Source organism: Oscillospiraceae bacterium, assembly GCA_025757685.1.
Taxonomy (GTDB): domain Bacteria; phylum Bacillota; class Clostridia; order Oscillospirales; family Acutalibacteraceae; genus CAG-217.
Genome location: CP107220.1, coordinates 1,670,170 through 1,694,734 on the forward strand (window position 1 = coordinate 1,670,170; position 24,565 = coordinate 1,694,734).

Sequence of the window (24,565 nt, forward strand, 5' to 3'; positions counted from 1 at the left end):
ACTTGAAAAAGATTAAATCTTATACGGGTATCTGGAACGTGGAAAAAGTCTTGTATGCAATCAATGACTTTAACTTACCCTTTCCCGTTACCTTTACACAGATTACATGGTTTGTGATTACGGAATTTCTCATTATTCTGTTTGGGGATATTCCCCCACTTTCCATGATTGAGGGAGCATTTCTCAAATACTTTGGTATTCCCGTTGCTCTCACATGGTTTATGTCGCAGAAAACCTTTGACGGAAAGAAGCCGTACAGCTTTTTGAAATCACAGATAACCTATGCCCTGCGACCGAAAATCACTTATGCAGGAAAAGCCGTAAAACTGCATAAGCAGATACTCAATGAAACAATCACGGCAGTAAGGAGTGTGAACTATGTTCCCGATAAAATATATTGACAATAACCTTGTCTGGAATAAGGACAATGAGGTGTTTGCTTATTATGAGCTGATACCATACAACTATTCTTTCCTATCCGCAGAGCAGAAATTTATCGTGCATGACAGTTTCCGACAGCTTATCGCACAGTCCCGTGAGGGAAAAATTCATGCGTTGCAGATTGCAACGGAAAGCTCAATACGAAGTATGCAGGAGCAGTCAAAGAAGCTGGTTACGGGGAAATTAAAGGAAGTTGCCTGCCAGAAGATAGACGAACAGACCGAAGCGTTAGTATCAATGATTGGGGACAATCAAGTGGACTACCGCTTTTTTCTTGGCTTTAAGCTCATGGTTACGGAAGAACAGCTCAATCTGAAGAACATCAAAAAATCGGCGTGGCTGACATTCAAGGAATTTCTCCATGAAGTGAACCACACGCTGATGAATGACTTTGTTTCCATGCCGAATGATGAAATCAACCGTTATATGAAAATGGAAAAGTTGCTGGAAAATAAAATCTCCCGTCGCTTTAAGGTGCGTCGCTTGGAAATCCATGATTTTGGGTATCTCATGGAACATCTTTACGGCAGGGACGGTATCGCCTATGAAGATTATGAGTACCAGCTACCAAAGAAGAAATTACAGAAAGAAACGCTGATAAAATACTACGACCTTATCCGTCCGACAAGGTGTGTGATTGAGGAAAGCCAGCGGTATTTGCGATTGGAACATGAGGACAGGGAAAGCTATGTGTCCTACTTTACCGTCAATGCGATTGTTGGCGAGCTTGATTTTCCGTCGTCTGAAATCTTCTATTTCCAGCAACAGCAATTCACATTCCCCGTTGATACTTCTATGAATGTAGAAATCGTGGAGAACCGTAAAGCATTAACAACCGTCCGCAACAAGAAAAAGGAATTGAAAGACCTTGACAATCACGCTTATCAAGCAGGAAGTGAAACAAGCTCAAATGTGGTGGACGCATTAGACAGCGTGGATGAGCTGGAAACGGACTTAGACCAGACAAAAGAAAGTATGTATAAGCTCTCTTATGTAGTGCGTGTATCGGCTGATGATTTGGACGAATTAAAACGCCGTTGTGATGAAGTCAAAGATTTTTACGACGACCTCAATGTAAAGCTGGTGCGTCCTGCTGGGGATATGCTGGGGCTTCATTCTGAATTTCTTCCTGCCAGCAAGCGATATATCAATGACTACGTGCAGTATGTAAAATCAGATTTCTTGGCAGGTCTTGGTTTTGGTGCGACCCAGCAGTTAGGGGAAACTACGGGTATCTATATGGGCTATTCCGTTGATACGGGAAGAAATGTGTACCTGCAACCGTCGTTAGCTTCGCAGGGTGTAAAAGGTACAGTAACAAACGCTCTTGCTTCTGCTTTTGTCGGTTCGCTTGGCGGTGGAAAGTCATTCTGCAACAATCTTCTGGTATATTATGCGGTGCTGTTTGGCGGTCAAGCAGTCATTTTAGACCCCAAAGCTGAGAGGGGCAACTGGAAAGAAACGCTCCCAGAAATCGCCCATGAAATCAATATCGTAAACCTTACCAGCGACAAGGACAATGCAGGACTTCTTGACCCGTTCGTGATTATGAAGAATGTAAAAGACGCTGAAAGTCTGGCAATCGACATCTTAACATTCCTTACGGGTATTTCCTCTAGGGACGGCGAAAAATTCCCTGTACTTCGTAAGGCGGTACGCTCCGTTACCCAGAGCGACAGTCGGGGCTTGCTCCATGTGATAGACGAGCTACGCCGTGAAGATACACCCATATCAAGAAATATCGCAGAACATATCGACAGCTTCACGGACTACGACTTTGCACACCTGCTGTTTTCAGACGGTACGGTGGAAAATGCAATCAGTCTGGATAACCAACTCAATATCATTCAAGTAGCGGACTTAGTATTACCAGATAAGGATACAACATTTGAGGAATACACGACCATTGAATTATTGTCGGTGTCTATGCTGATTGTGATTAGTACCTTTGCCCTTGATTTTATCCATTCAGACAGAAGCATTTTTAAGATTGTAGACCTTGACGAAGCGTGGGCGTTCTTAAATGTGGCACAAGGCGAAACTTTATCAAATAAGCTGGTGCGTGCTGGACGAGCTATGCAGGCAGGCGTCTATTTTGTTACACAATCTTCTGGCGACGTGTCAAAGGAAAGTCTGAAAAACAATATCGGCTTGAAGTTTGCCTTTCGTTCTACTGACATCAACGAGATAAAGCAGACCTTAGAATTTTTCGGTATCGACAAGGACGACGAGAACAACCAGAAACGCTTGCGTGATTTGGAGAACGGACAATGCTTATTGCAGGACTTATACGGGCGTGTCGGTGTGGTGCAGATACACCCAGTCTTTGAAGAACTGCTACACGCCTTTGATACCAGACCGCCCGTACAGAGAAATGAGGTGGAGTGATGAAAGAAAGGATAAAAGGTGCGTTCACAAAAAGGAAGATACTTCACTTTCTCAAAATGGCTCTGTTTGTCGTGGCACTCTCCCTTATCCTGCTCTCACTTCTGGGGACGGTGGCTCATGCGACGGGGCTTGTGGACGATACCATAAACGCAGAAAATCTTTACTCAAAATATCCGCTGTCGAATTACCAGCTTGATTTTTATGTGGATAATAGCTGGTCGTGGTTGCCATGGAACTGGCTGGACGGTATCGGAAAATCGGTGCAGTACGGACTTTACTGCATTACCAATTTTGTCTGGACGATAAGCCTTTATTTAAGCAATGCTACGGGCTATGTGGTGCAGGAAGCATACAAACTTGATTTTATTAACGATATGGCAGACAGTATCGGACAAAGCATACAGACCCTTGCAGGCGTTACCGAGAACGGCTTTTCTTCTACGGGCTTCTATGTCGGTTTCCTGCTTCTCATTATCTTAATAGTGGGACTTTATGTTGCCTATACGGGACTTATCAAACGCGAAACCAGCAAGGCACTTCACGCTGTTATTAACTTTGTGGTGGTGTTCGTGTTGTCCGCTTCCTTTATTGCCTACGCTCCCGATTACATCAAGAAGATAAATGAATTTTCATCAGACATCAGTACCGCTTCTTTGGACTTGGGAACAAAAATCATGCTCCCCAACTCTGACAGCGAGGGCAAGGACAGCGTGGACTTGATACGGGACAGCTTGTTTTCCATTCAAGTGGAACAGCCGTGGCTCTTGCTTCAATTTGGTAACAGCAACGCAGAGGAAATCGGGACAGACCGTGTAGAAGCTCTGGTATCAGTAAGTCCAGAGGACGAGGACGGCAAGACCAGAGAGGAAGTCGTGAAAACAGAAATCGAGGACAATGACAACAACAATCTGACGATACCGCAGGTCGTAAACCGTTTAGGTATGGTGTTCTTCCTGCTATTCTTTAACTTAGGTATCACGATATTTGTATTCTTGCTTACGGGTATGATGTTGTTCAGCCAGATACTCTTTATTATCTTTGCAATGTTTTTACCTATCAGCTTTCTACTTTCCATGATACCGAGCTATGAAAGCATGGCAAAGCAGGCAATCGTGAGGGTATTTAATACCATAATGACACGGGCAGGAATAACGCTCATTGTAACGGTGGCGTTCAGCATTTCCAGTATGTTTTATAACATCTCCACAGACTACCCGTTCTTTATGGTGGCGTTCTTGCAGATAGTGTGTTTTGCTGGTATCTATATGAAACTGGGCGACTTAATGAGTATGTTCTCACTTAATGCTGGCGACAGTCAAAACATGGGACGAAGAATTTTCCGCAGACCGTATCTGTTTATGCGACATAGGGCTAGGCGTATGGAACACCGTATTGCAAGGGCGGTAAGTGCTGGCGGTATTTCGGGTGGTGTGGCTGGTGCGGTAGCTGGAAGTGCCGTTGCTGGCAAGAGAGCCGAAAGAAAAAATACGGCTTCTAAAGAAAATCGGGGCAATACCACTTCCAGCATGGGACAGCGTGCAGGCTCAAAGGTGGGTGCTGTCTTAGATACGAAAAATAAAGTGAAAGACAAGGCTAACGCTGTCAAAGAGAATATCAAGGATATGCCGACACAGACCGCTTATGCGGTGTATTCCGCAAAGGAAAAGGCAAAGTCCAGCGTATCAGACTTCAAGCGTGGCATGGTGCAGGAACAGCAGTCCAGACAGACGGGACGCTTGGAAAAGCAGGAACAGCATAGACAGAATATCGCTGACAAACGTATGGAGCTTCAAAAGGCACAAGAAGCAAGACAAAGAAAGACGGACGGATCAGCGACAACGGGAGCTACCCGTCCCCATGAGCGACCAGCCACAGCTTCAACCATTCCAAAGCCGAGTGCGGAAAAAATGCAGGAAGTGAAACGTCCTGCCACAGCGACCACTTCAAAAGCAAGTGAACCAGTCAAGACAAATGTTGTGAAAGAGCGTCCGTTATCTTCTGGTGCTTCTGATAAGAAAGCGACCCAGCCTGCACAGCCAGTACATAGGCAGAATGTAGAAAAAGTAGTATCGCAGGAAACACGCCAGAATTACAAAGCAGAGCGTACTACAAAGAAACAGACCTTTGAACAATCAAAGCGTACAACGGAACATACCGAAAAGAACCGTAACCTTGTAACGAAGAAAGGACAGAAGAAAAAATGAAACTGAAACATATCGCTCTTATTGGCAGTCTGTTTCCTATCCTCTTTTCCATAGTCCTTTTCTTTGGTGTCCTCATTAGTGCGGACAGCGACGACGAGAACAGCAACTTTTCTTCTGGCATTACGGGTATGAATTTATCCGCAGAAGTCTTGAAACATCAGCCTATGGTGGAAAAATACGCCAGAGAAAACGGTATCTCCGAGTATGTCAACGTGCTACTGGCTATCATTCAAGTAGAAAGTGGCGGTACGGCAGAAGATGTTATGCAGAGTTCAGAAAGTCTTGGTTTACCGCCCAACTCTTTAGATACGGAAAGCTCAATCAAGCAGGGGTGTAAGTATTTTGCGTCCCTGCTTTCTTCCTGTAAAAATCAAGGTATCGACGATTTGAATGTAGCGATACAGTCCTATAACTATGGCGGTGGTTATGTGGGATATGTGGCAGGAAAAGGAAAGAAACACACCTTTAACCTTGCAGAGAGCTTCGCCCGTGAGAAATCGGGTGGAAAGAAAGTAACCTACACCAACCCGATAGCCGTTGCGAAGAACGGGGGTTGGCGGTATCAGTATGGCAATCAATTTTACGTCGAATTAGTCAATCAGTATTTAACTGTTCCGCAGGTATCGGGAGAGCTGGCACAAAAGGTCATGAATGAAGCGTTAAAATATCAAGGCTGGAAATATGTGTATGGCGGTAGCAATCCCAACACTTCTTTTGACTGTTCGGGACTGACGCAATGGTGCTATGGAAAAGCTGGTATCTCCTTACCGAGAACCGCACAAGCACAGTATGACGCAACCCAACATCTTCCACTTTCGCAGGCAAAGGCTGGGGACTTGGTATTTTTCCATTCTACCTATAACGCTGGAAGTTATGTAACACACGTCGGTATTCTTGTTTCGCCGACACAGATGTACCACGCAGGCGACCCGATAGGATATGCAGACCTAAGTAGTAGTTACTGGCAACAGCACTTAATCGGTGCAGGACGAGTAAAACAATAGAAAGTGAGGATTTCATCATGTTTAGAAAGAATAAGAAACAGACAGAAACTATCAAAGAACCCAAAGAAAAAAAGGTGCGTACTTTCAAGGTAGGCACACATAAAAAATCCGTGATTGCATTGTGGGTGGTGCTTATCGCAAGCGTGAGCTTTGGGGCGTATAAGAATTTTACGGCTATCGACCAGCACACGACCCATGAAAAAGAAATCATAGAGCTTCGCTTGCAGGACACCAACGGGATAGAAAATTTTGTGAAGAACTTTGCAAAGCCCTACTACACATGGAGTAACAGCAAAGAAGCGATTGAAGCAAGGACGCAGGCAATCAGCGGTTATCTGACAAAGGAATTGCAGGACTTGAATGTGGATACCATTAGAACCGATATACCGACCAGCTCCACAGTTACAGATGTGATTGTATGGAGTATTGAACAGTCGGGAACGGACACTTTTTCTGCTACCTACGAAGTGGATCAGCAGATAAAAGAGGGAGAACAGACAAGCAATGTGAAAGCAACCTATACCGTAAAAGTCCATGTAGACGCTGACGGGGATATGGTAATCGTTCAGAACCCTACCCTTGCACCAGCAATCGAGAAATCAGATTATGAGCCTAAGACACCAGAAGCAAATGCAAGTGTAGACGCTGATACCGTCAATGACGCTACTGCATTTCTTGAAACATTCTTTAAGCTGTACCCGACAGCCACAGAAAAAGAGCTTGCCTACTATGTATCGGGAAATGTGCTTGAGCCTATCGGCAGGGACTACATTTATGCTGAACTGGTAAACCCTATCTTTACAAAGGACGGGGACAATGTGAAAGTCAAAGTTGCTGTGAAATTCCTTGATAATCAGACAAAGGCTACACAAATATCGCAGTATGAACTTGTGCTACATAAGGATAGCAACTGGAAGATTGTAGGATAATAAAATATGGAAAGTTTGCTTGACATTCTTTACTTGCAGGAGTATCATAAGATTAGAAAAGGAAAGCAAACATTCCATTTGTTCAAGAAAGGGGTATGTTGTGAAAAATCGTTTAGAAGAATTACGAAAACAAAGAGGTATTAAACAAGAAGATTTAGCGACTGCTCTTGAAGTATCTCGTCAAACAATAGGCTCTTTAGAAAATGGACGCTACAATCCCTCTATTATCTTAGCTTTTAAAATTGCAAGGTACTTTCAAATGAGTATTGAAGAAATATTTATTTATGAGGAGGAAAGCAAATGAAACATAAGATACAAAAAGTTGAATTATTTATCGGTGTAATAATCTTTTTAGGTGGTTTACTAACTTATGGTTTAGGCGTACACCAACTATTGCCCGTACCTCGTCCAGATTTGGTTGTCTATGGTACAACGCTTATTGGAATAATATTGATTTTTATGGGTTGTGATATATTCAGTAAGCCAACAAAAGAAATGCAAATATTAGAAAATGATGAAAGAAATATCGCAATTACTAATGCTTCTCTTGCGAATGCTTATAAAGTAACACTTACATTATTGGTTCTTGTATTATTTGCTCTTGTCTTTATGGGATATATGAGTAAAGTTGTGTTTTTTTCGATAGCAGGAGTTATTGCTATCGGACAAATTACATGGGTTATAACAGCTCGTTATTTAGATAAAAATACGTCTTAATTCTTCAAGTATTTTTAGTTTTTCCTTCTCCATAACTACGCCCCATTCTTTTTTTGTATAGTAATATTGTATCATTAAGAATCACAAATCACAAGTGATTTGTGATTAATCACTTGTGATTTGTGATAAGTGATTTGTGATTAATATATAAAAGCCCTCTTTAAAGGGCTTTTATGTTTATTTTGAAAAAGAGATAAAATCAATATATCCCTTTTCCCCAATTTTTACAACGGCATTGTAGGGCTTTTTCTCTTTGTTTTTGATTCCTTTTACCAGGGTTTCTTTTCCCTCCAGTAATTCTTTTACATTCGTTTTGGTTAGTTTTTTCTTTCTAAAATGTTCAGCTAAAGTAAACTTACATTCAGGATAATTTGAACAACCATAAAACGATTTTTTTAATACAATATTGTTGCCACACTTAGGACATTTTCCTACAAGGGGTCCCGAGCGCTTAGTGGGAATTTGTACCCCTTATCGATACAAATTCCCCGTAGGCGCTAGGGACCTCTTTAGCTTCTTGGAAGCTGTCAGTAGTATATCTAATAATTTATCTCCATTCCCTTTAGTAACGTGTAACTTTCCAAATTTAAAAAAGCGACTCATAGAATTATTTCCTCCCGTTAAATAATAGATAACTATTAAAAATAGACAATACTTGCTCATAAGTAACGGTACTTAAATTGTTTACTTTGGCGTGTTTCATTGCTTGATGAAACTGATTTTTAGTAAACAGTTGACGATATTCTCGATTGACCCATTTTGAAACAAAGTACGTATATAGCTTCCAATATTTATCTGGAACATCTGTGGTATGGCGGGTAAGTTTTATTAAGACACTGTTTACTTTTGGTTTAGGATGAAAGCATTCCGCTGGCAGCTTAAGCAATTGCTGAATCGAGACTTGAGTGTGCAAGAGCAACCCTAGTGTTCGGTGAATATCCAAGGTACGCTTGTAGAATCCTTCTTCAACAATCAGATAGATGTCAGACGCATGGCTTTCAAAAACCACTTTTTTAATAATTTGTGTGCTTAAATGGTAAGGAATACTCCCAACAATTTTATACCTCTGTTTGTTAGGGAATTGAAACTGTAGAATATCTTGGTGAATTAAAGTGACACGAGTATTCAGTTTTAATTTTTCTGACGATAAGTTGAATAGATGACTGTCTAATTCAATAGACGTTACCTGTTTACTTATTTTAGCCAGTTTCGTCGTTAAATGCCCTTTACCTGTTCCAATTTCGTAAACGGTATCGGTTTCTTTTAAATTCAATTGTTTTATTATTTGGTTGAGTACTTTTTCACTCGTTAAAAAGTTTTGAGAATATTTTATATTTTTGTTCATGTAATCACTCCTGAAGTGATTACATCTGTAAATAAATACAGAAGTTAAACGATTTGTTTGTAATTTTAGTTATCTGTTTAAAAAGTCATAAGATTAGTCACTGGTAGGAATTAATCTAACGTATTTATTTATCTGCGTAATCACTGTTTTTAGTCTGTTTCAAAATAGTAGATGTTTTATCTACATTACGCATTTGGAATACCAACATGACGAATCCCTCCTTCTTAATTACAAATTTTTAGCATCTAATTTAACTTCAATTCCTATTATACACAAAATTTTAAGATACTGCAATATCAACACACTCTTAAGTTTGCTTCTAAGTCTTATTTCCATAACTTCTTTTACGTTTCCGCCATTCTTTGCTGTTTCGATTTTTATGATATGGTGCAAGTCAGCACGAACACGAACCGTCTTATCTCCCATTATATCTTTTTTTGCACTGATTGGTGTATCATTTCGTTTTTCTTTTTGTGCGCCTAAATTTCCCACAATCACTCACTTCTTTCTATTTCTTCTTATTCTTATTTTATCATCAACAATCACAAATCACTTGTGATTTGTGATAAGTGATTTGTGATAAGTGATTTGTGATTAATATATAAAAGCCCTCTTTAAAGGGCTTTTATGTTTATTTTGAGAAAGATATAAAATCAATATATCCCTTTTCCCCAATTTTTACAACGGCATTGTAGGGCTTTTTCTCTTTGTTTTTGATTCCTTTTACCAGGGTTTCTTTTCCCTCCAGTAATTCTTTTACATTCGTTTTGGTTAGTTTTTTCTTTCTAAAATGTTCAGCTAAAGTAAACTTACATTCAGGATAATTTGAACAACCATAAAACGATTTTTTTAATACAGAAAATGTAGTCTTTTGAAAGGTGGAATTAACAATGAAGAAAAAATTATCATTTATCATTGAGATTATTATAGGTATAATCTTTATATGTTTTGGATATTTCGTTATTGATACTGATTATTACGCTACACTTTTTTACGCAATGGGGTTCGGTTTAGCTTTTGCTTCTGGTGTTCAATTATTGAAAATTTGTTATTATGAAATGCCAAAAAATAAAGAAAAATTACAAAATATAAATAGAGAAAATCACATCAATAATGTTGATGAAAGAAAAATATTTTTAAGAATGAAAGCTGGTTCTTTAGTATATCAGTTAATGACTTTCGTGTACTTGTTTGTTGCTTTTGTACTTGCGTTACTTCATATTGAAGCATGGATTATAGGCATTATATTTGGTTTATTCCTACTGCAAACATTTTTAGGGATTATTCTATATAAGCATTTTGAAAAACATTTCTAAAACATTCAGTAAATTGTGACGAGGTAATACTATGATAGGACTTAAAAAACGAGATATTAAAAAAGCATTGAAAGCTGGTGCAAAAGCTGGCGGTGTGTCATTAGCTGATGTTCGAGCTGATATTGAAGCGACGATTGATGAAGCTATGAACAGCACCGACCCAGAAGTGCAGGAGAATTTCAGAAAGTATTTTGGAAATAAACGCCCTACTCCAGAAGAATATATTTACAAGATTACAAAAAAGACAAAAGTTTAATAGAAATCAAGTGCTGTAAGGGGGCTTGTGTCATGGAAAGTTTTAAGCATAATCTTATACGGTCATACACTACCTAACAGCATTTTATTAACAACTGAATATCTCACAGCTTTAATAGCTCGTACAGACTATATGTTTTGTGCGGGCTTTTTTTGTACCCGAAAAAATTTTTTCATTTTTTTTCAAAATCATGCAACAAATCACACCTTGCTGTACAGATATGGTGCGGAAAGAGGGATAAACACTTTTCACGTCATAACGGAAAGGGGGTGTGATGATATGAAACCGTCGGACTTCCAAAAGACAATACAATGTCAATTTGACTGCAAGCTCAAACGTGTAGTGAAAGGCATTGTCCGTAATTATCGCAAAGAATTAAAGCGACGAAGAAATAAGGAAATTTCCTATTGTGAACTTCCAGAAATCGTCGTAGAAAAGCTGGCAGTCTGGGACGAATACGAAAGCGATTATACCGCCTTTGATGTATGTGGTATTGAGGTTCGTGTCCTTGATGATGATTTAGCAGAAGCGATTAAGTATCTGTCTGAAAAAGACAGAGAAATCTTGTTGATGTATTTCTTCTTAGGCATGAGCGATACAGAAATCGGCGACAGATTAAAGATTAACCGTTCAACGTCGTTCCGCAGTAGGAAGAACTCACTTGAAGAAATCAAGAAAAAATTAAAGGAGAACATGAATGATGAATAACACACGCCCGTCATTTTACCTTATTTCGTCGGCTGTGGACGGCAACGTAAATGCGATTGAAAAGATACTGGCGTTGTATGACCCGTACATATCAAAATGTTGTTTGCGTCCGTTCTACGACAAATATGGTAATGTCTGCATAGTCGTAGACATGGAATTAAAAGGACGTATCAGAGAAGCACTTATCAAAATGATTTTGGACTTTGATATTCCTTTAGAAACCGAAGAATAACAAGCAGTAACCGCAGAGCATGATTTGTTCAATCCCCTCTTTCCTGCTCTGCCCCTGCTTTTACATGAAAGCAACACGCTTTCGCCACAGCTCTTTGACAACTGAATAAAGCAGACAGATACGTTTGTGAGATAGCGAGCCACGGGGACTGTACGCCACGACCTTTTCAAAAGAAAGCGAGCGACCCACGCAGTGATCCGAGAGCGACTGTTGGAAAAGTCGTTTTGCCACGACCTATCCTCACAGAATAATGATACGTCCGCATGGTGCGGTTCTGCCCACAAGAATGGGAATAGTTGAGATACTAACGGAGCTTTCCAAAGCCGTCTGCCTGCTTGTAAAAAATGACACACAGTAAAGGGGGTGCATAGATTATGAACAATACTGATGTGCCTATCTGGGAAAAATATACGCTGACGATTGAAGAAGCGTCCAAATACTTCCGCATTGGCGAAAAGAAATTGCGTAAATTAGCCGAAGAAAATATTGACGCTGGCTGGGTTATCGTGAACGGTAACCGTATTCAGATTAAGCGAAAACAATTTGAAAAAATCATAGATACATTGGACGAAATCTAATGTCATTGAGCCGTAGATATGGTATAATAAATATAGCGTATCACGGCTCATTCCATGACGGAAAGGAGCTTTACACTATGTCTAATGTAAAACGAAAAGACGGTAAAAATCGCAATTTGCGTAATGGAGAGAGCCAGCGAAAAGACGGAAGATACGTTTATAAATATACCGATATATACGGAAAGCCACAATTTGTCTATTCTTGGAAACTTGTACCGACAGACAAGACACCTGCTGGAAAGCGTGATGATATATCGTTGAGGGAAAAAGAAGCACAGATAAAAAAAGACCTTAACGACGGTATCGACACAGTCGGCGGTAAAATGACAGTCTGCCAGCTCTACGACAAGAAGAACAGCCAAAGAAAGAACATCAAAAGGGCTACTGAAAAAGGACGACAGTATCTTATGAACGCTCTGAAAAACGACCCGTTGGGTATGAGGGCGATTGATACTGTGAAGCAATCGGACGCTAAAGAATGGGCTATCAGAATGAGTGAAAAAGGATATGCCTATAAAACGATTGATAACTATAAGCGTTCCTTGAAAGCGTCATTTTACATGGCGATACAAGACGACTGTATCAGAAAGAACCCGTTTGAATTTAAGCTAAGTGATGTTCTGGAAGATGATACGGAGCAGAAAGTTATCCTTACACCAGAGCAGGAAGAACGCCTGCTTGCCTTTATGGAAAAGGACAAGATTTACAGCAAGTATTATGATGAGGTTGTGCTTCTGCTGGAAACGGGACTTCGTATTTCTGAATTTTGCGGACTGACGACGCATATTGATATGCAGAACAGAATACTCAATATAGACCACCAGCTATTGAAAGATAGCGAAATAGGCTACTATATTGAAACACCAAAGACCAAAAACGGAAAACGGGAACTTCCATTGACAGAACGGGCTTATCAAGCAATCCAAAGAATACTAAAGAGCAGAGGAAAAGCACAACCGCTGATTGTAGGTGGTTACAGCAATTTCCTATTCTTAAACCGTGAGGGCTTGCCTAAAGTTGCAGGAAACTATGAGGGTATGGTGCGAGGATTGATTAAGAAATATAACAAGTATCACACGGATAAGTTACCGAACATCACACCACATTCATTCAGGCATACTTATTGTACGAATATGGCAAATAGAGGAATGAACCCAAACACCCTGCAATATCTCATGGGACACGCTAACATAACCATGACACTTGGCTATTACGCACACGGTACATTTCAATCTGCAAAAGCGGAACTGGAAAGACTGGCTTGTTAATATCGGAGCTTATATTTACTACTCATTTACTACTTTTGGTTGCATTTTCATGCTGGTAAATGCCAGCTTATGCAAGGTATCTTCCAAAAAGAAAATACCGATAAAGCCCTAAAATACGGGATATATCGGCATTTACCAACTTATGAAAAGATAATCAGAAATTTAGTAAGTTTTTTATGCAAAAAAATGCGAAAACGAATCATACGGCAATTCGGGCACGCTGATATTCAGCTATAACGAAAGCTCAGGAATTGTAACATTAAGCATTGGAAGTGCAAAAAGTGATTTGCGGTTTATTGCATTACAATACGCCATGAATTTATTATAGGAGTCAATATATGAAATACTGCGAAAAATGCGGAGCGATGATGAATGACACGGACATACAATGCCCAAACTGCAAAAACAAAGTTGCTGTTCAAGTTGAAAATGATGTTGATGCAAAAGCTCAGAAAAAGAAAAAAGTAAAAAAGGTTGTTTTAATTTGTCTTGGTGTCTTTTTAGGGATAAATATATTATTGGTTGCAATAGCAATGCTGATGCCATCCAGCGACAGCACAGACAAAGCGGCAGATTCAGCTTCAAAATGGATAAAAAGCGACACCGAAATCGCGGAAAACAGCGGAATATACTACTATTATGATGAATCGCCCGATGATTTCGTCGACAAAATAAATAGCCTTCTTAAAAGTTTAGCCGACAAAAGCGAAGTAGACTCCGAAAACGCTGACAATTTTTATAAATATGACAATAAAACCGAACATGAAGACAGTGATGTGATAACATATACCTATACTGCAAATAACAATCACATTATGGGATTCTATATTGACTGTCTCAATGGCAAGATTATTGATGTTCGCCCCGTAATTGATGTCACCACTGTATTTAGTAATGGTCAAGGCAAAGATGACCTATACGGCAACATGGCATTAAATACGGCATTGGCGTTATGTGCGTATGAAGGAATTGAAGAAAGCCAAATAGATGAAGTGTATAAAGTTATATATAACAGCATGTGTAACGAAAAAACAACTGGATGGTATATCAACGGATTTTTTGCCGGATTAAAGACTGTCACAGTTTCCAGTCAAGACACTCTATTTGAGGTCAACATTTTGAAAATGGATAAGGACTTGTATAAAAAGACCAAGGAAACTGGTGAAAAAGCAGGCAATAAATCCATTGAAATCAATCTGAATCAAACCGAAAGCACTACGGAAAATACAACAACATCCGCACAAATTGAAAAGACGGAAATAAGCGATTTATTTTCGGGTGATTTAGAGGATGCAAAAAAGGTTTTGGGTAATGAAACCGAGGCTGAAAAGAATTTGGATTCTTACACAAGGCACACTTTCGGCGACATTGTGATTATGTGTGAATACGGCACGAACAATATTTACAGCATCGCCATAAATTACACCGACGATACGCGCAACCGATACACTGCTTTTGGTTTGGACGGGAATTCAAAAAAAACGGATTGGAGCAAAAGACTCGGCAACGAACTTTCAAGCAATTACGATTCCGACGGCGACAATGTTTATACATACGAAAATGACTATAAGGGAAATACATTCAACATAGAAATCACCGTGTCAGATGAGGTTCCGGATAAAATCACCGTATTTAAGCAGTACAATGGACAATAACAACAAAACCATTGTTATAGCCAGATACCTGATAAATAAAGCAGGAACCGTGTCAGCGCAGATAGCCAGACAATGTGGCAGATTGGCGTGGATGTGCGCCCTGCCTATCGCGGCAACGGCATCGAGGTAAAGCTGGTGAATATGCTGACCATAGAGACTTTGGCTCGAGGTGTGGTGCCCTATTACACCACGGATATTGCCAATATAAGCTCTCAAAAAGTGGCCGTCAAAAGCGGCTATTTGCCCGCCTGGACCAATTGCTTTAGGAACCGATTACCAAAATTCCATAAATAAAAAGCAGTCCACCGGGCTGCTTTTTATTTTACCGGCGGTGGGGCGAAAATCGCAGTATTTCTAATAAACCCGGTGGCTTTTCTGAAGTCCGGCCGGTATGCGCGTGGTATAGTAAGACTGTGTGCCGGGCAACGAGATCCGGATATAGACAATCGCCGCCGGGTGTCCCCCTGTAAAAAGCGCAAAAAAGACGGAACCACTCTACATGGTTCCGTCTTTTGTTTTGCTTGATGGACTTACTCCCCCGCCTCGGTAGAGAGCAGCACCCGGTCGTTGTCAAACTCCTCACCGGAGGTAATCTTAAACTTATCCAGCAGATCCTTGGTGGTCAGTTTTTTCTTCTCCTCACCGCTTACATCATAGATGATCTTGCCCTCGTTCATCATAATCAGCCGGTTGCCGATGGCAATGGCGTCCTTCATATTGTGGGTAATCATAATGGTAGTCAGGTGATCTCGGGCCACGATCTTCTCCGTCAGATCCAGCACCTTCTTGGCGGTTTTGGGGTCCAGCGCTGCGGTGTGCTCATCCAGCAGCAGCACCTTCGGCTTCTTCAAAGTGGCCATCAACAGGGTCACCGCCTGGCGCTGACCGCCGCTGAGCAGGCCCACCTTGGAGGTCAGGCGGGTATCCAGCCCCAGATCCAGCTCCTTGAGCATCTCTGCATACTGAACCTTTTCTTTTTTACTAACGCCGGAACGCAGGCTTCGCCCCTTGCCACGGCGAGCGGCGATGGCCAAATTCTCGGCGATCTGCATATCCGCAGCCGTGCCGGTCATGGGGTCCTGGAACACACGGCCGATGAACTTGGCGCGCTTGTATTCCGGCAGTTTGGTCACATCCTTGCCGTCGATCACAATGGAACCGCAGTCCACCGGATACACACCGGCGATCATATTCAGCATCGTGGATTTGCCGGCGCCGTTGCCGCCGATTACCGTTACAAAATCGCCCTCGTTCAAGGTCAGATCAATGCCGCAAAGGGCCTTTTTCTCATTGATGGTGCCGGGGTTAAATGTCTTTTGTACACCTGTGATTTTAAGCATTGTCCTTGCCCCCCTTATTCGTCTTTACATGCTTGGCGCTCAGCTGCCCTTTCCAGTACGGCACGCCCAGGAACAGCGCCACCACCAAAGCGGAGAACAGCTTCAGGTCGTTGGCGTTCAGACCCATTTGCAGCACCAACTGAATGACAATATAGTAGATCCCGCCGCCCAGCACCGCTGCCAGCAGGCGCAGAGCAAAGTTCTTGAACAGCTTGCCAAAGATCACATCGCCGATGATCACAGCCGCCAGGCCGATAACGATAGCGCCACGGCCCATATTAATGTCCGCAAAGCCCTGATACTGGGCCAGCAGGCCGCCGGACAATGCCACAATGCCGTTGGAGAGCACCAGTCCCAGCACCTTGTTGAACCCGGTGTTGATGCCGTTGGCGCGGGCCATGGCCTCATTGCACCCGGTGGCGCGCACACCGGCGCCCAGCTCCGTGCCGAAGAACCAGTACAGTAACCCAATGATCACCAGCGCAAAAGCACCGCCGACGAGAATGGATTTGGGAATATACCGCAGGGATACCAAGATCCCGTATTCATCAATATTCAGCGCCACATTGGCACGACCGCTCATAATCCGCAGGTTTACGGAATACAGCGCCAGCTGGGTCAAAATACCTGCCAAGATCGCCGGTATGCCAAACTTGGTATGCAAAATACCGGTAACCAGTCCGGCAATACACCCGGCCAAGAACGCCAGCAGCATAGCCAGCCAAATGTTCATCCCTGCAATGGTACACACCACCAGCACGGCGCCGCCGGTACCAAAGCTGCCGTCCACCGTCAAGTCGGCCAAATCAAGAACCTTAAAGGTCAAATACACGCCCACTGCCATAATACCCCAGATGATACCCTGGGCACAAGCACCGGGCAAAGAAGCTAAAAATCCGCTCATTGCACAATCTCCTTCAATTTAAAGTGCTAAATTCGCAAAGCGTAGTCCTATCTTACCAAATCCGCCGTAAAAAATCAAGTAGAGGACACCAATCTCTCCACCACCGAACCACACGCTAATCAACCACACAAAAAACCGGGCAGCATTTCTGCTGCCCGGCATCGTGGCAATGTTTAACTTTCGATTGCCTTGTAGCCGTCTACCACCTTCACGCCCAGTGCCTTGCAGCGGGCGGCGTCATATTCCTTTGTCAACTTGTTTTCCGGCACAAACTCAATGTCCATGGTTGCCGGGTCTTTGCCGTTAACCAGAATGTCATAAGCCATTTCGCCGGCCTTGTAGCCGATGTCGTAATAGCTGATGGACAGAGTGGCTATACCGCAGCCGGAGCAAATGCCCTCCTCACCGGCAATAATGGGTACGCCGGCAGGCTTTGCAATGTTGTCAATGGTCTTGGCGCTGGAGGCCATGGTGTTGTCTGTGGGAACATACAGTACATCGCTGTTCTGGCAAGCCAGCTTGGTCACAGAAGCGATCTCGTTAGAGTCCGCAGCGGTGTATTCCTTCACCTCCAGGCCCATTTCCTTCAGCTTTGCGCCCACAACGGTAGCCTGGTACTTGGAGTTCTTCTCCGCTGAGCAGTACAGAATACCCACTTTCTTGGCATTCGGCACCCACTCTTTAACCATGGCGGCCTGCTTATCCAGCGGCGCCAGGTCGGCGGTACCGGTCACATTGATCCCGGTCTTGGTGGCAGTCTCGTCCTTCAGACCCAGAGCCACGCCGTAGCTGGTGACGGAGGTACCCACAATCGGAATGGTGTTGGTTGCCGTGCGGGCAGCCACCAGTGCGTCCGTAGCGTTGGCCATGATCAGGTCCACATTCTGAGACACATACTGGTTAACAATGGTGGAGCACAGGGTGGAATCGCCGGCGGCGTTCTGCTCTTTGAAAGTCACCTTGTCGCCCAGCTTGTCCGTCAGCGCCTTCTTAAAGCCCTCGGTAGCCTTGTCCAGTGCCGGATGCTGCATGGACTGGCAGATACCTACGGTATAAGTGTCCTTGGCACTGCCGCCGGAACAACCGGCAAATACAGAAGCCACCAGCAGCCCGGACAGCGCCACGGCAGCGATCTTCTTCACAACCTTATTCATTGTAATAACCCCTTTTCTCGGTAAATTTATGATGATTTTAGTTTAGCACATAAAAGCGTTAAAGTCAACACCTTTTTTCTTGCATAAATTCCTGCCCGGGTGTATAGTGAAGTTATCCTAACGAAAAGGGGATATTCCTATGCAACTGAACCCGTACCAGGATCTGCCCTGGGAGCAGCTGATGCCCACCGCCCGGCGGAAGCTGCTGTGCAGCGACAAAAACTATATGTTCGTCTTAATGGAGTGCAAGGCTGGCACTGCCCAGCCGCCCCACAGCCATCCACACACCCAGGTGGATTACCTACTGGAGGGCGAGATTGATATGCAGGTGGGCGACGAAGTGCGCCGTATGCACGCCGGCGACATTGTGCAGGTGCCCGGCAATGTGCCCCACGCTTTTTGCCGGGTCTATCGGGATACCCGCTGGCTAGAATTCTTCACCCCCGCCCGAAAGGACATTTTGCCCCGGGAAGAACAGAAAGAAAAAGAATAATTCAAACCCTTTGGCGCCCCTTGTTGCAAGGGGCGCGTTTTTTTGTTTGGCTTGTTCCAAAAACAGCATCCGCCGTCCAACCCCTCCCCCTTTACAAGGGAGGCTTTGTTTTGCAACCTTTTAGGCCCCCTTGTAAAGGGTGACTCCCTGAGGTGCAGTGAGATAATGTAGTGCAGCGACTAAGGGAGCAAGGTAACCGGTGTGCTAAATACAGCCAAACAGAAAAATCCTCGGGCAGCAGCTCGGGGATTTTCTATTTTATCTTCTTTGGATTACTTACTTCTTTGGATCACTTACTTCCTTCAGCTTCTTATTGATACTGTGGCGCTGCACGGCTCCGACCACTGCGGCAATATTGGCCTCTTTTCTGGCACGATCTGCAATATCGTTTTGCTCTTCCATCAGTCTGGCCTGTTCCGCGGCTTGTGCGTTGGCCTCTCGCTGCAACTCATTAGCCTCTTCCTGCTGATACAGTCGCTGCTGCTCCAGTTTGTACTGTTCCTGCCGATCGTACAGGTCAATGGCCTGCTGAATAGTGCAGTTGGATGTAGAAACGGTATCATAAATGTGCTGCATAGCATCAATACGCCGGTAAGACAGAGGCAGTATTTTGGTCTGCTCATAATGAGCCATTAGCTGCTGTACCGCCGCATCCAGTTCTTGCTGCCCTTTAATCAGTTCAGCATTCTTGCGTTTTGTCCAAGCATCCAGCGCCTGCGCATACTGGGGCATAGTTTCTTCTTCGTATTTTTTCTTTGCCGCCGCATATCGTGCGTCTTCTTCTTGCTGAGCCCGGGCAGCCTGTTCATCTGCCGCCTTGCAAGCCGCCACATAGTCCGGCTGTTCCGCCGCCATAGCGCTGCGCACATCTTCCTTTTTCTTTCTGTAATCAAATCGACTGGAAAAGAAGAAAATCAGAAGCGGAATAATCAGTGCCAAATCGACTAAATAAGCAATTCCATTTACGATATGACTAACCGTCTCAATTGGAATACGATTGGCAATAAAGTTAACGACAGAGAGCATAATTTGAATAACAAACCATACCAAAATCGCCGATGATACATTTTTTACATGATATATTTTCAGTACCCGAGTCGCTTTCGTGTTATAGTGCCGCAAATAATATCCATAATCCGGCTTTGGTTTCTCCGGATACGCCGGTTGGATCGTTTGGTGCTGCGGGGGATCCGGCTTTTGTTTGAATTGCTCCCGCTCCAGCCGGTTCAGTTCGTCCTTTTTGTCCCGGATAAACACTTCTAAATTCAGCGCTTTCTTCAAGTCTTGTACCTGATCGCTCATTCTCTTTCCCTCCAACTTTCTATTCTTGACTGCCAACCTTCTATAAAAGTCTCCGGCGGCACCTGCAGTGCCAAACAAATGGCTCGCAATTCGTCCGCATACAAAGGGCGACAACCGTGCAGCATTGCATAAAACGCCACCCCGGACATGCCGCTTTGCTTGGCAATGGTGTGCAGATGGATATGATTTTTGCGCAGATATAATCGCACTCGTTCATAAACGCACATATCCATCACCATTCTAAAGAATTTCTGTAGTCAATACAATTATAATAAAGACTTTCTTTATTGTCAACATTTAATTACAATATTTCTTTAAAACGGTGTTGAATTTTCAATTTTGTTGTGTATAATCAATACAGAGGTGATGGTCTTGAAGTATGAAATCGGTGCCAGAATTCGCCAGTTCCGTGAGGCACGCGGCCTAACGCAAGTCGAATTGGCCAACCGTTTGCATATCAGCAGCGGTCGCCTGTCCAACTGGGAGCAAGGCGCCTGTCGCCCAAACGCAGATATTTTGGCCAAGCTGTGCCGTGCGCTGGAGGTTTCACCCAGCGAATTGTTAGATTTGCCGACACCGGAACAAAACTTGACCGAGCACGAGCGCCAAGTCATTACCGCTTACAGAGAAAAACCAAATCTGCAAAATGCAGTAGACATTCTCTTAGGTATAGATAAATAATGAAAAAGGAACGGCAATGCCGTTCCTTTTTATTTTGTATATCCAAAACCGTAAGGGCGGCAATCTGCCCCCTTACCGAAAATTACAAACAACATCACACCAGCTACAAAGCCCGACGCTTTCTTTTCCCTGCCTGCCGAATATAAAGCGCCCCGCAAAATACGGCGCAAACGGCGGCAGCAATGGGCACGGCCCACCAAACAGCCCCGGTGCCCAGGGGTGCCGCCAGGCACGCACCCACGCACAGGCACAACGGCAGCGCACCGGCAGTAACCAGCGCCGATTTGGCTCGGTTTATCGACTGGAAATAGGCACTCACCGTCAGTACCGGCGGCAAGAACAAAAGAGCCGGTGCCAACCGCCGCAAGCAGTGGGTACCAAATTGCACGATCGCCGGATCGCGAGTAAAAATACCCAGCAGCGCTCCGCTCAAAGCATAACACACTGCCACAGCAACCACCGCATACACCAATCCCAACTGCACCGTGCGCACCACCGTTTGGCGCACCCGGCAGTGCAGTCCGGCGCCGTAGCTGCTGCCGATAATAGGCGCTGCTGCCAAGCAAAGAGCGGAGAACGGCGCCAAGGCAAATTCCGCCAACCGGCTCACATAGCCAAAGGCCGCCACACCTACTGTGCCTGCCCGAGGCGCCAACAAACCGTTCATCACCACCAGCACAACAGACAGACTGCCCATTTGTACCAAGGTGGGCAGCCCCAGAGTCAAGATCCGCCCCACGGTGGCGCGATCCGCCCGCACGCCACGGAATTGCTGGCAGGAAAACCGGGTGAAAAACAATACGCTCATACAAAAGCTCGCCGCCTGGGCGATCACCGTGGCCCAGGCCGCACCGGCAATGCCCAGGTGCAGCCGATAGATCAGCAACCAATCCAGCAGCAAGTTCACCCCGGTAGGCAACAGCCAGATCCAAAGGCTGTAATCCATACGCCCCTCCGCCCGTATAATAGACGAAAACCCGGTGGAGAACACATTGCCCGCCGCCAAAATAGTAAAATAGGTGCGAGCATAAGGCAAGATCTCTGCCGTGGCACCGAACAGCCGCAGCAGCGGCGTGCGAAACAACAAGCAAATACAGGTGATCCCCAGCGCTGTGGTGTAAAAGAACGCCATGGCGCTTTTTGTGACCCGGCCTGCCGCCCGGTAGTCCTTTTGCCCCAAACAGGGCGACACCATCGCCCCGGCACCGGCGCCAACCATTTGGGCAATAGCGCCCTGCAAAACCGTCAGGGGAAAGACCACGCTGATTCCCGCAGCCGCCAGGTCGCCTACCCCGTGGCTGACAAACAACGTGTCCGCCACATTATAAAAGGCACTAAAGAGCAGCGAAGCCAGAGTGTACGGCAGGTGCCGCAACAGACGGCCGGTCACCGGCGCAGTGGTCAGCGCCTGCGCCTTGTCCTGCGCCTTTTGGCGCCCGCCCTTACCCACGGCGCAAAGCGGCAAAGGCCGCCTTGTAAGCCACAGAAGCACCACCTATATCCACCATCCAGCCCTGGCTCAAGGGCGTATAGCGATAATATTTTTCCACTTCCTGGATCAACGCCAGCAACCCCTGGGCAAAGGCGTAGCGTAGCCGGGTCTCTCGGTTGACCTGCACCGGTACCCGGCAAAGGGCGTTGTGGGCTGCCAAGGACAAAATCTTTTTGTCCAGCGGCGCGGTAAAGGACTCCAGCGGCAAAAAGTCCAGCACCGGGTCGCCCCACAGGCTGCGCTCCGGGTCGATCCAGGCAAACCGGGTTTGTCCGCCCACCGTATGGCACAGGATATTGCTGCTCCACAGATCAAAATTCACCATCACGCAAGGTGCCGTCGCCAGCACCGCCCGATACTGCCGGGCATACGCCAGCAGGCGCTGCCCGCGGCGGCTGGTCTTGCCCATACGCCGGGCATCTGCCAGCAGGTTCTCGATCATGGAAATGTAAGCGTCCGCCCAGTTCTCATACAGTCCATTTTGCACATAACCGTAGCCCGTGCCGGACACATTATGGATCTGCGCCAACATCTCCGCCGTGCGCCGGTGTTTCTCCGCACTTGGCAGCGGGCACTTGTCTCGGTGCACCCCGGGCAGTCGCTCCATCACCACCCAGGGCGCGCCGCACAGGTTGCCCGCCGGGTCACTATACAGAATATTCGGCACGGTAATCTCCGTGTGCTGCCGGATCTGATCGTACCAGTAAAGTTCGGTGGCCAGCATATCCCGCTCATAGGTCATCACCGGCACCTGGGGTCTGGGCGCAATCTTCATCACCACCGGCGGGTTTGTCTCCGCTGCAAAAACGGCGTTGAACATACCGTCCCCCAGCAGCCGAAATTGCACCCCCGCGCTGTCCAGTCCGGCTTGTTTCAGCATATCCCGCAGCACCGCGTCGGTAGGCAGAGTCTTGGTCTTACTTTTCATATTTTGGTCACTCCTTTCCAACGCTATCATAGCACACCCCCCTATTTTGTCTATCAAAAAGCCGCGAAAATACAACAAATCCCCATCGACTTGCGCCGCCCCGGTTGACGGACAGCCTCCGGGCAGCTATACTGCACTTAGGGGGAATTCAAATGGATAGTGCATCTTTAATGAGTATTCGGGTGATCCCGAAAAGCGTCAAGGAAGAAACCGGGCACCACGCGCTGGAGCGACTGCACCATACCCCATACCGGGACGAGGTGCGCCTGTTCTCCTGCCTGCAACGGGGTGATCTGAAAAAGCTGATCTACGAATTGGGGCAGATCGGCATACAAAATATTACCGTAGGCCAAATGTCAGAGAACGACTTGCAGCAGCAAAAATATATGGCTGTCAGCTTTATCACCCTGGCCACCCGCTACGCCATTCAAGGAGGACTGGGCGAAAGCAACGCCTATGCGTATTCGGACGATTTTATTCGCCGCATTGACGCGGCCAGCACCAAGCGCACCGTGCACGCCGCCATTGTGGACGGCGCCATTGAACTGACCAATATGGTCAGCCGGGCGCAAAAGGACCTGACCTACTCACCCCATGTGCGCCGCTGCATTGCCTATATCAACAAAAACCCGGACCGCAAGCTGACGGTGGCTGCCGTGGCCGCCCACTGCGGCCTGTCGCCGGACTATCTCTCCCATCTGTTCAAATGCGAATTGGGCGTAAATCTGAGCACCTATATGACCGCCCAAAAGCTGGAGCTGGCCAAAACCCTGCTGTGGGAGGGCTGCGCCGCCGAGCAGGTGTGTTACAGCCTGGGCTTCTCCTCCCAATCCCATTTTATCGCCCTGTTTAAGCGCCGATTCGGTATGACCCCACGGGAATACACCGCCCTGCTGGGCACGGAAAAGTGAATGTATAATAACATCGCCCCTTGAAAATCAAGGGGCAGTTTTTTTGTTTTACTTGCCGTAGGGCGGGGGCTTGCTCCCGCCGTCCAATCCCTCCGTCTGCTCGCAAGCTCGCAGCCACCTCCCTTTGCAAGGGAGGCAAATCGGTTACAACACCTTAGGCTCCCTTGTAAAGGGTGACTCCCCGCAGTGCGGGGAGATGTCGCGCAGCGACAAAGGGGACGGGCGCCAGTTAGGCGCTGTCAGCGCAGCTGACTGAGGAATTTGCGGGCGGCAGATTGCCGCCCCTACCAAGCATCAAATCAAATACGGTACGATAGAC

The 24,565-nt window shown here is 45.4% G+C and carries 26 protein-coding genes and 3 pseudogenes; 18 read left to right on the forward strand and 11 right to left on the reverse strand.

Annotated elements, in window-relative coordinates; translation table 11 throughout:
- Window positions 1–2 precede the first annotated feature (2 nt).
- The 7 genes from OGM59_07845 to OGM59_07875 all read left to right on the forward strand — a co-directional run bounded on the left by OGM59_07845 (window position 3) and on the right by OGM59_07875 (window position 7,683).
- Window positions 3–401, forward strand: a complete 399-nt coding sequence (locus OGM59_07845; GenBank protein UYI90613.1) for a conjugal transfer protein — start codon at window positions 3–5, stop codon at window positions 399–401.
- Window positions 379–2,829 (forward strand): ATP-binding protein, encoded by a 2,451-nt coding sequence (locus OGM59_07850; protein ID UYI90614.1) that lies wholly within the window; start codon window positions 379–381, stop codon window positions 2,827–2,829. Before OGM59_07845 ends, OGM59_07850 begins: the two co-directional genes overlap by 23 nt.
- Window positions 2,829–5,033: an MFS transporter gene (locus tag OGM59_07855; GenBank protein UYI90615.1), complete on the forward strand. Its 2,205-nt coding sequence runs from the start codon at window positions 2,829–2,831 to the stop codon at window positions 5,031–5,033. Before OGM59_07850 ends, OGM59_07855 begins: the two co-directional genes overlap by 1 nt.
- Window positions 5,030–6,037 (forward strand): bifunctional lysozyme/C40 family peptidase, encoded by a 1,008-nt coding sequence (locus tag OGM59_07860; GenBank protein ID UYI90616.1) that lies wholly within the window; start codon window positions 5,030–5,032, stop codon window positions 6,035–6,037. The genes OGM59_07855 and OGM59_07860 overlap by 4 nt, the downstream gene beginning before the upstream one ends.
- Before the next feature lie 17 nt (window positions 6,038–6,054).
- A complete protein-coding gene (locus OGM59_07865) occupies window positions 6,055–6,966 on the forward strand; it encodes a conjugal transfer protein (protein UYI90617.1) in 912 nt (303 codons plus the stop codon).
- A gap of 100 nt (window positions 6,967–7,066) precedes the next feature.
- The gene (locus OGM59_07870) at window positions 7,067–7,270 is read left to right on the forward strand and encodes a helix-turn-helix transcriptional regulator (GenBank protein ID UYI90618.1); all 204 of its coding nucleotides are present in this window, start codon (window positions 7,067–7,069) and stop codon (window positions 7,268–7,270) included.
- Window positions 7,267–7,683, forward strand: coding sequence for a hypothetical protein (locus tag OGM59_07875; GenBank protein ID UYI90619.1), 417 nt, complete (start codon window positions 7,267–7,269; stop codon window positions 7,681–7,683). The genes OGM59_07870 and OGM59_07875 overlap by 4 nt, the downstream gene beginning before the upstream one ends.
- A gap of 177 nt (window positions 7,684–7,860) precedes the next feature.
- Here OGM59_07875 and OGM59_07880 read toward each other — a convergent pair.
- The 5 genes and pseudogenes from OGM59_07880 to OGM59_07900 form a co-directional block, all read right to left on the reverse strand.
- Window positions 7,861–8,121 (reverse strand): annotated as a pseudogene (locus OGM59_07880) (topoisomerase DNA-binding C4 zinc finger domain-containing protein).
- Window positions 8,122–8,290: 169 nt separating this feature from the next.
- Window positions 8,291–9,028: a 23S rRNA (adenine(2058)-N(6))-methyltransferase Erm(B) gene (gene erm(B), locus OGM59_07885; GenBank protein ID UYI90620.1), complete on the reverse strand. Its 738-nt coding sequence runs from the start codon at window positions 9,026–9,028 to the stop codon at window positions 8,291–8,293.
- A 124-nt stretch (window positions 9,029–9,152) separates the two neighbouring features.
- Window positions 9,153–9,236 (reverse strand): 23S rRNA methyltransferase attenuation leader peptide, encoded by an 84-nt coding sequence (locus OGM59_07890; protein ID UYI91769.1) that lies wholly within the window; start codon window positions 9,234–9,236, stop codon window positions 9,153–9,155.
- Window positions 9,237–9,358: 122 nt separating this feature from the next.
- Window positions 9,359–9,526 (reverse strand): annotated as a pseudogene (locus OGM59_07895) (peptide-binding protein).
- Between the two features lie 133 nt (window positions 9,527–9,659).
- Window positions 9,660–9,884: pseudogene (locus OGM59_07900) on the reverse strand (topoisomerase C-terminal repeat-containing protein).
- A 34-nt stretch (window positions 9,885–9,918) separates the two neighbouring features.
- Between OGM59_07900 and OGM59_07905 the strand changes: the two are divergent.
- The 8 genes from OGM59_07905 to OGM59_07940 all read left to right on the forward strand — a co-directional run bounded on the left by OGM59_07905 (window position 9,919) and on the right by OGM59_07940 (window position 15,335).
- Entirely contained in the window at window positions 9,919–10,344 is a 426-nt protein-coding gene (locus OGM59_07905) for a hypothetical protein (GenBank protein UYI90621.1), read from the forward strand.
- 31 nt (window positions 10,345–10,375) lie between these two features.
- Entirely contained in the window at window positions 10,376–10,600 is a 225-nt protein-coding gene (locus OGM59_07910) for a hypothetical protein (protein ID UYI90622.1), read from the forward strand.
- Window positions 10,601–10,879: 279 nt separating this feature from the next.
- Complete coding sequence (locus OGM59_07915; GenBank protein ID UYI90623.1) at window positions 10,880–11,308, forward strand: sigma-70 family RNA polymerase sigma factor; 429 nt, start codon at window positions 10,880–10,882, stop codon at window positions 11,306–11,308.
- On the forward strand, window positions 11,301–11,540 hold the full coding sequence (locus OGM59_07920) for a helix-turn-helix domain-containing protein (GenBank protein ID UYI91770.1): 240 nt from the start codon (window positions 11,301–11,303) through the stop codon (window positions 11,538–11,540). Before OGM59_07915 ends, OGM59_07920 begins: the two co-directional genes overlap by 8 nt.
- Window positions 11,541–11,914: 374 nt before the next feature.
- Window positions 11,915–12,118, forward strand: coding sequence for an excisionase (locus OGM59_07925; GenBank protein UYI90624.1), 204 nt, complete (start codon window positions 11,915–11,917; stop codon window positions 12,116–12,118).
- A gap of 77 nt (window positions 12,119–12,195) precedes the next feature.
- The gene (locus tag OGM59_07930) at window positions 12,196–13,386 is read left to right on the forward strand and encodes a site-specific integrase (protein ID UYI90625.1); all 1,191 of its coding nucleotides are present in this window, start codon (window positions 12,196–12,198) and stop codon (window positions 13,384–13,386) included.
- Window positions 13,387–13,724: 338 nt separating this feature from the next.
- Window positions 13,725–15,041: a hypothetical protein gene (locus OGM59_07935; protein ID UYI90626.1), complete on the forward strand. Its 1,317-nt coding sequence runs from the start codon at window positions 13,725–13,727 to the stop codon at window positions 15,039–15,041.
- Between the two features lie 72 nt (window positions 15,042–15,113).
- A complete protein-coding gene (locus OGM59_07940) occupies window positions 15,114–15,335 on the forward strand; it encodes a hypothetical protein (GenBank protein UYI90627.1) in 222 nt (73 codons plus the stop codon).
- A 236-nt stretch (window positions 15,336–15,571) separates the two neighbouring features.
- Here OGM59_07940 and OGM59_07945 read toward each other — a convergent pair whose 3' ends face one another.
- The 3 genes from OGM59_07945 to OGM59_07955 form a co-directional block, all read right to left on the reverse strand.
- Window positions 15,572–16,381: an ABC transporter ATP-binding protein gene (locus OGM59_07945; GenBank protein UYI90628.1), complete on the reverse strand. Its 810-nt coding sequence runs from the start codon at window positions 16,379–16,381 to the stop codon at window positions 15,572–15,574.
- Window positions 16,374–17,285 (reverse strand): ABC transporter permease, encoded by a 912-nt coding sequence (locus OGM59_07950; GenBank protein UYI90629.1) that lies wholly within the window; start codon window positions 17,283–17,285, stop codon window positions 16,374–16,376. Before OGM59_07950 ends, OGM59_07945 begins: the two co-directional genes overlap by 8 nt.
- Window positions 17,286–17,458: 173 nt before the next feature.
- On the reverse strand, window positions 17,459–18,439 hold the full coding sequence (locus OGM59_07955) for an ABC transporter substrate-binding protein (GenBank protein UYI90630.1): 981 nt from the start codon (window positions 18,437–18,439) through the stop codon (window positions 17,459–17,461).
- 139 nt (window positions 18,440–18,578) lie between these two features.
- Here OGM59_07955 and OGM59_07960 point away from each other — a divergent pair, with 139 nt between their 5' ends.
- Entirely contained in the window at window positions 18,579–18,932 is a 354-nt protein-coding gene (locus OGM59_07960) for a cupin domain-containing protein (GenBank protein ID UYI90631.1), read from the forward strand.
- Between the two features lie 276 nt (window positions 18,933–19,208).
- Here OGM59_07960 and OGM59_07965 read toward each other — a convergent pair whose 3' ends face one another.
- Window positions 19,209–20,234, reverse strand: a complete 1,026-nt coding sequence (locus OGM59_07965; GenBank protein UYI90632.1) for a hypothetical protein — start codon at window positions 20,232–20,234, stop codon at window positions 19,209–19,211.
- A gap of 372 nt (window positions 20,235–20,606) precedes the next feature.
- On the opposite strand from OGM59_07965, the gene OGM59_07970 reads away from it, so the two are divergent.
- Window positions 20,607–20,915 carry a helix-turn-helix domain-containing protein gene (locus tag OGM59_07970; GenBank protein ID UYI90633.1) on the forward strand — a complete coding sequence of 103 codons (309 nt, stop codon included), beginning with the start codon at window positions 20,607–20,609 and terminating at the stop codon, window positions 20,913–20,915.
- Between the two features lie 103 nt (window positions 20,916–21,018).
- On the opposite strand, the gene OGM59_07975 is transcribed toward OGM59_07970, so the two are convergent.
- Entirely contained in the window at window positions 21,019–22,407 is a 1,389-nt protein-coding gene (locus OGM59_07975; GenBank protein UYI90634.1) for an MATE family efflux transporter, read from the reverse strand.
- Window positions 22,358–23,335, reverse strand: a complete 978-nt coding sequence (locus tag OGM59_07980) for an aminoglycoside phosphotransferase family protein (GenBank protein ID UYI90635.1) — start codon at window positions 23,333–23,335, stop codon at window positions 22,358–22,360. The genes OGM59_07975 and OGM59_07980 overlap by 50 nt, the downstream gene beginning before the upstream one ends.
- Window positions 23,336–23,487: 152 nt before the next feature.
- On the opposite strand from OGM59_07980, the gene OGM59_07985 reads away from it, so the two are divergent.
- Entirely contained in the window at window positions 23,488–24,246 is a 759-nt protein-coding gene (locus OGM59_07985) for an AraC family transcriptional regulator (protein ID UYI90636.1), read from the forward strand.
- The last annotated feature ends 319 nt before the right edge of the window (window positions 24,247–24,565 follow it).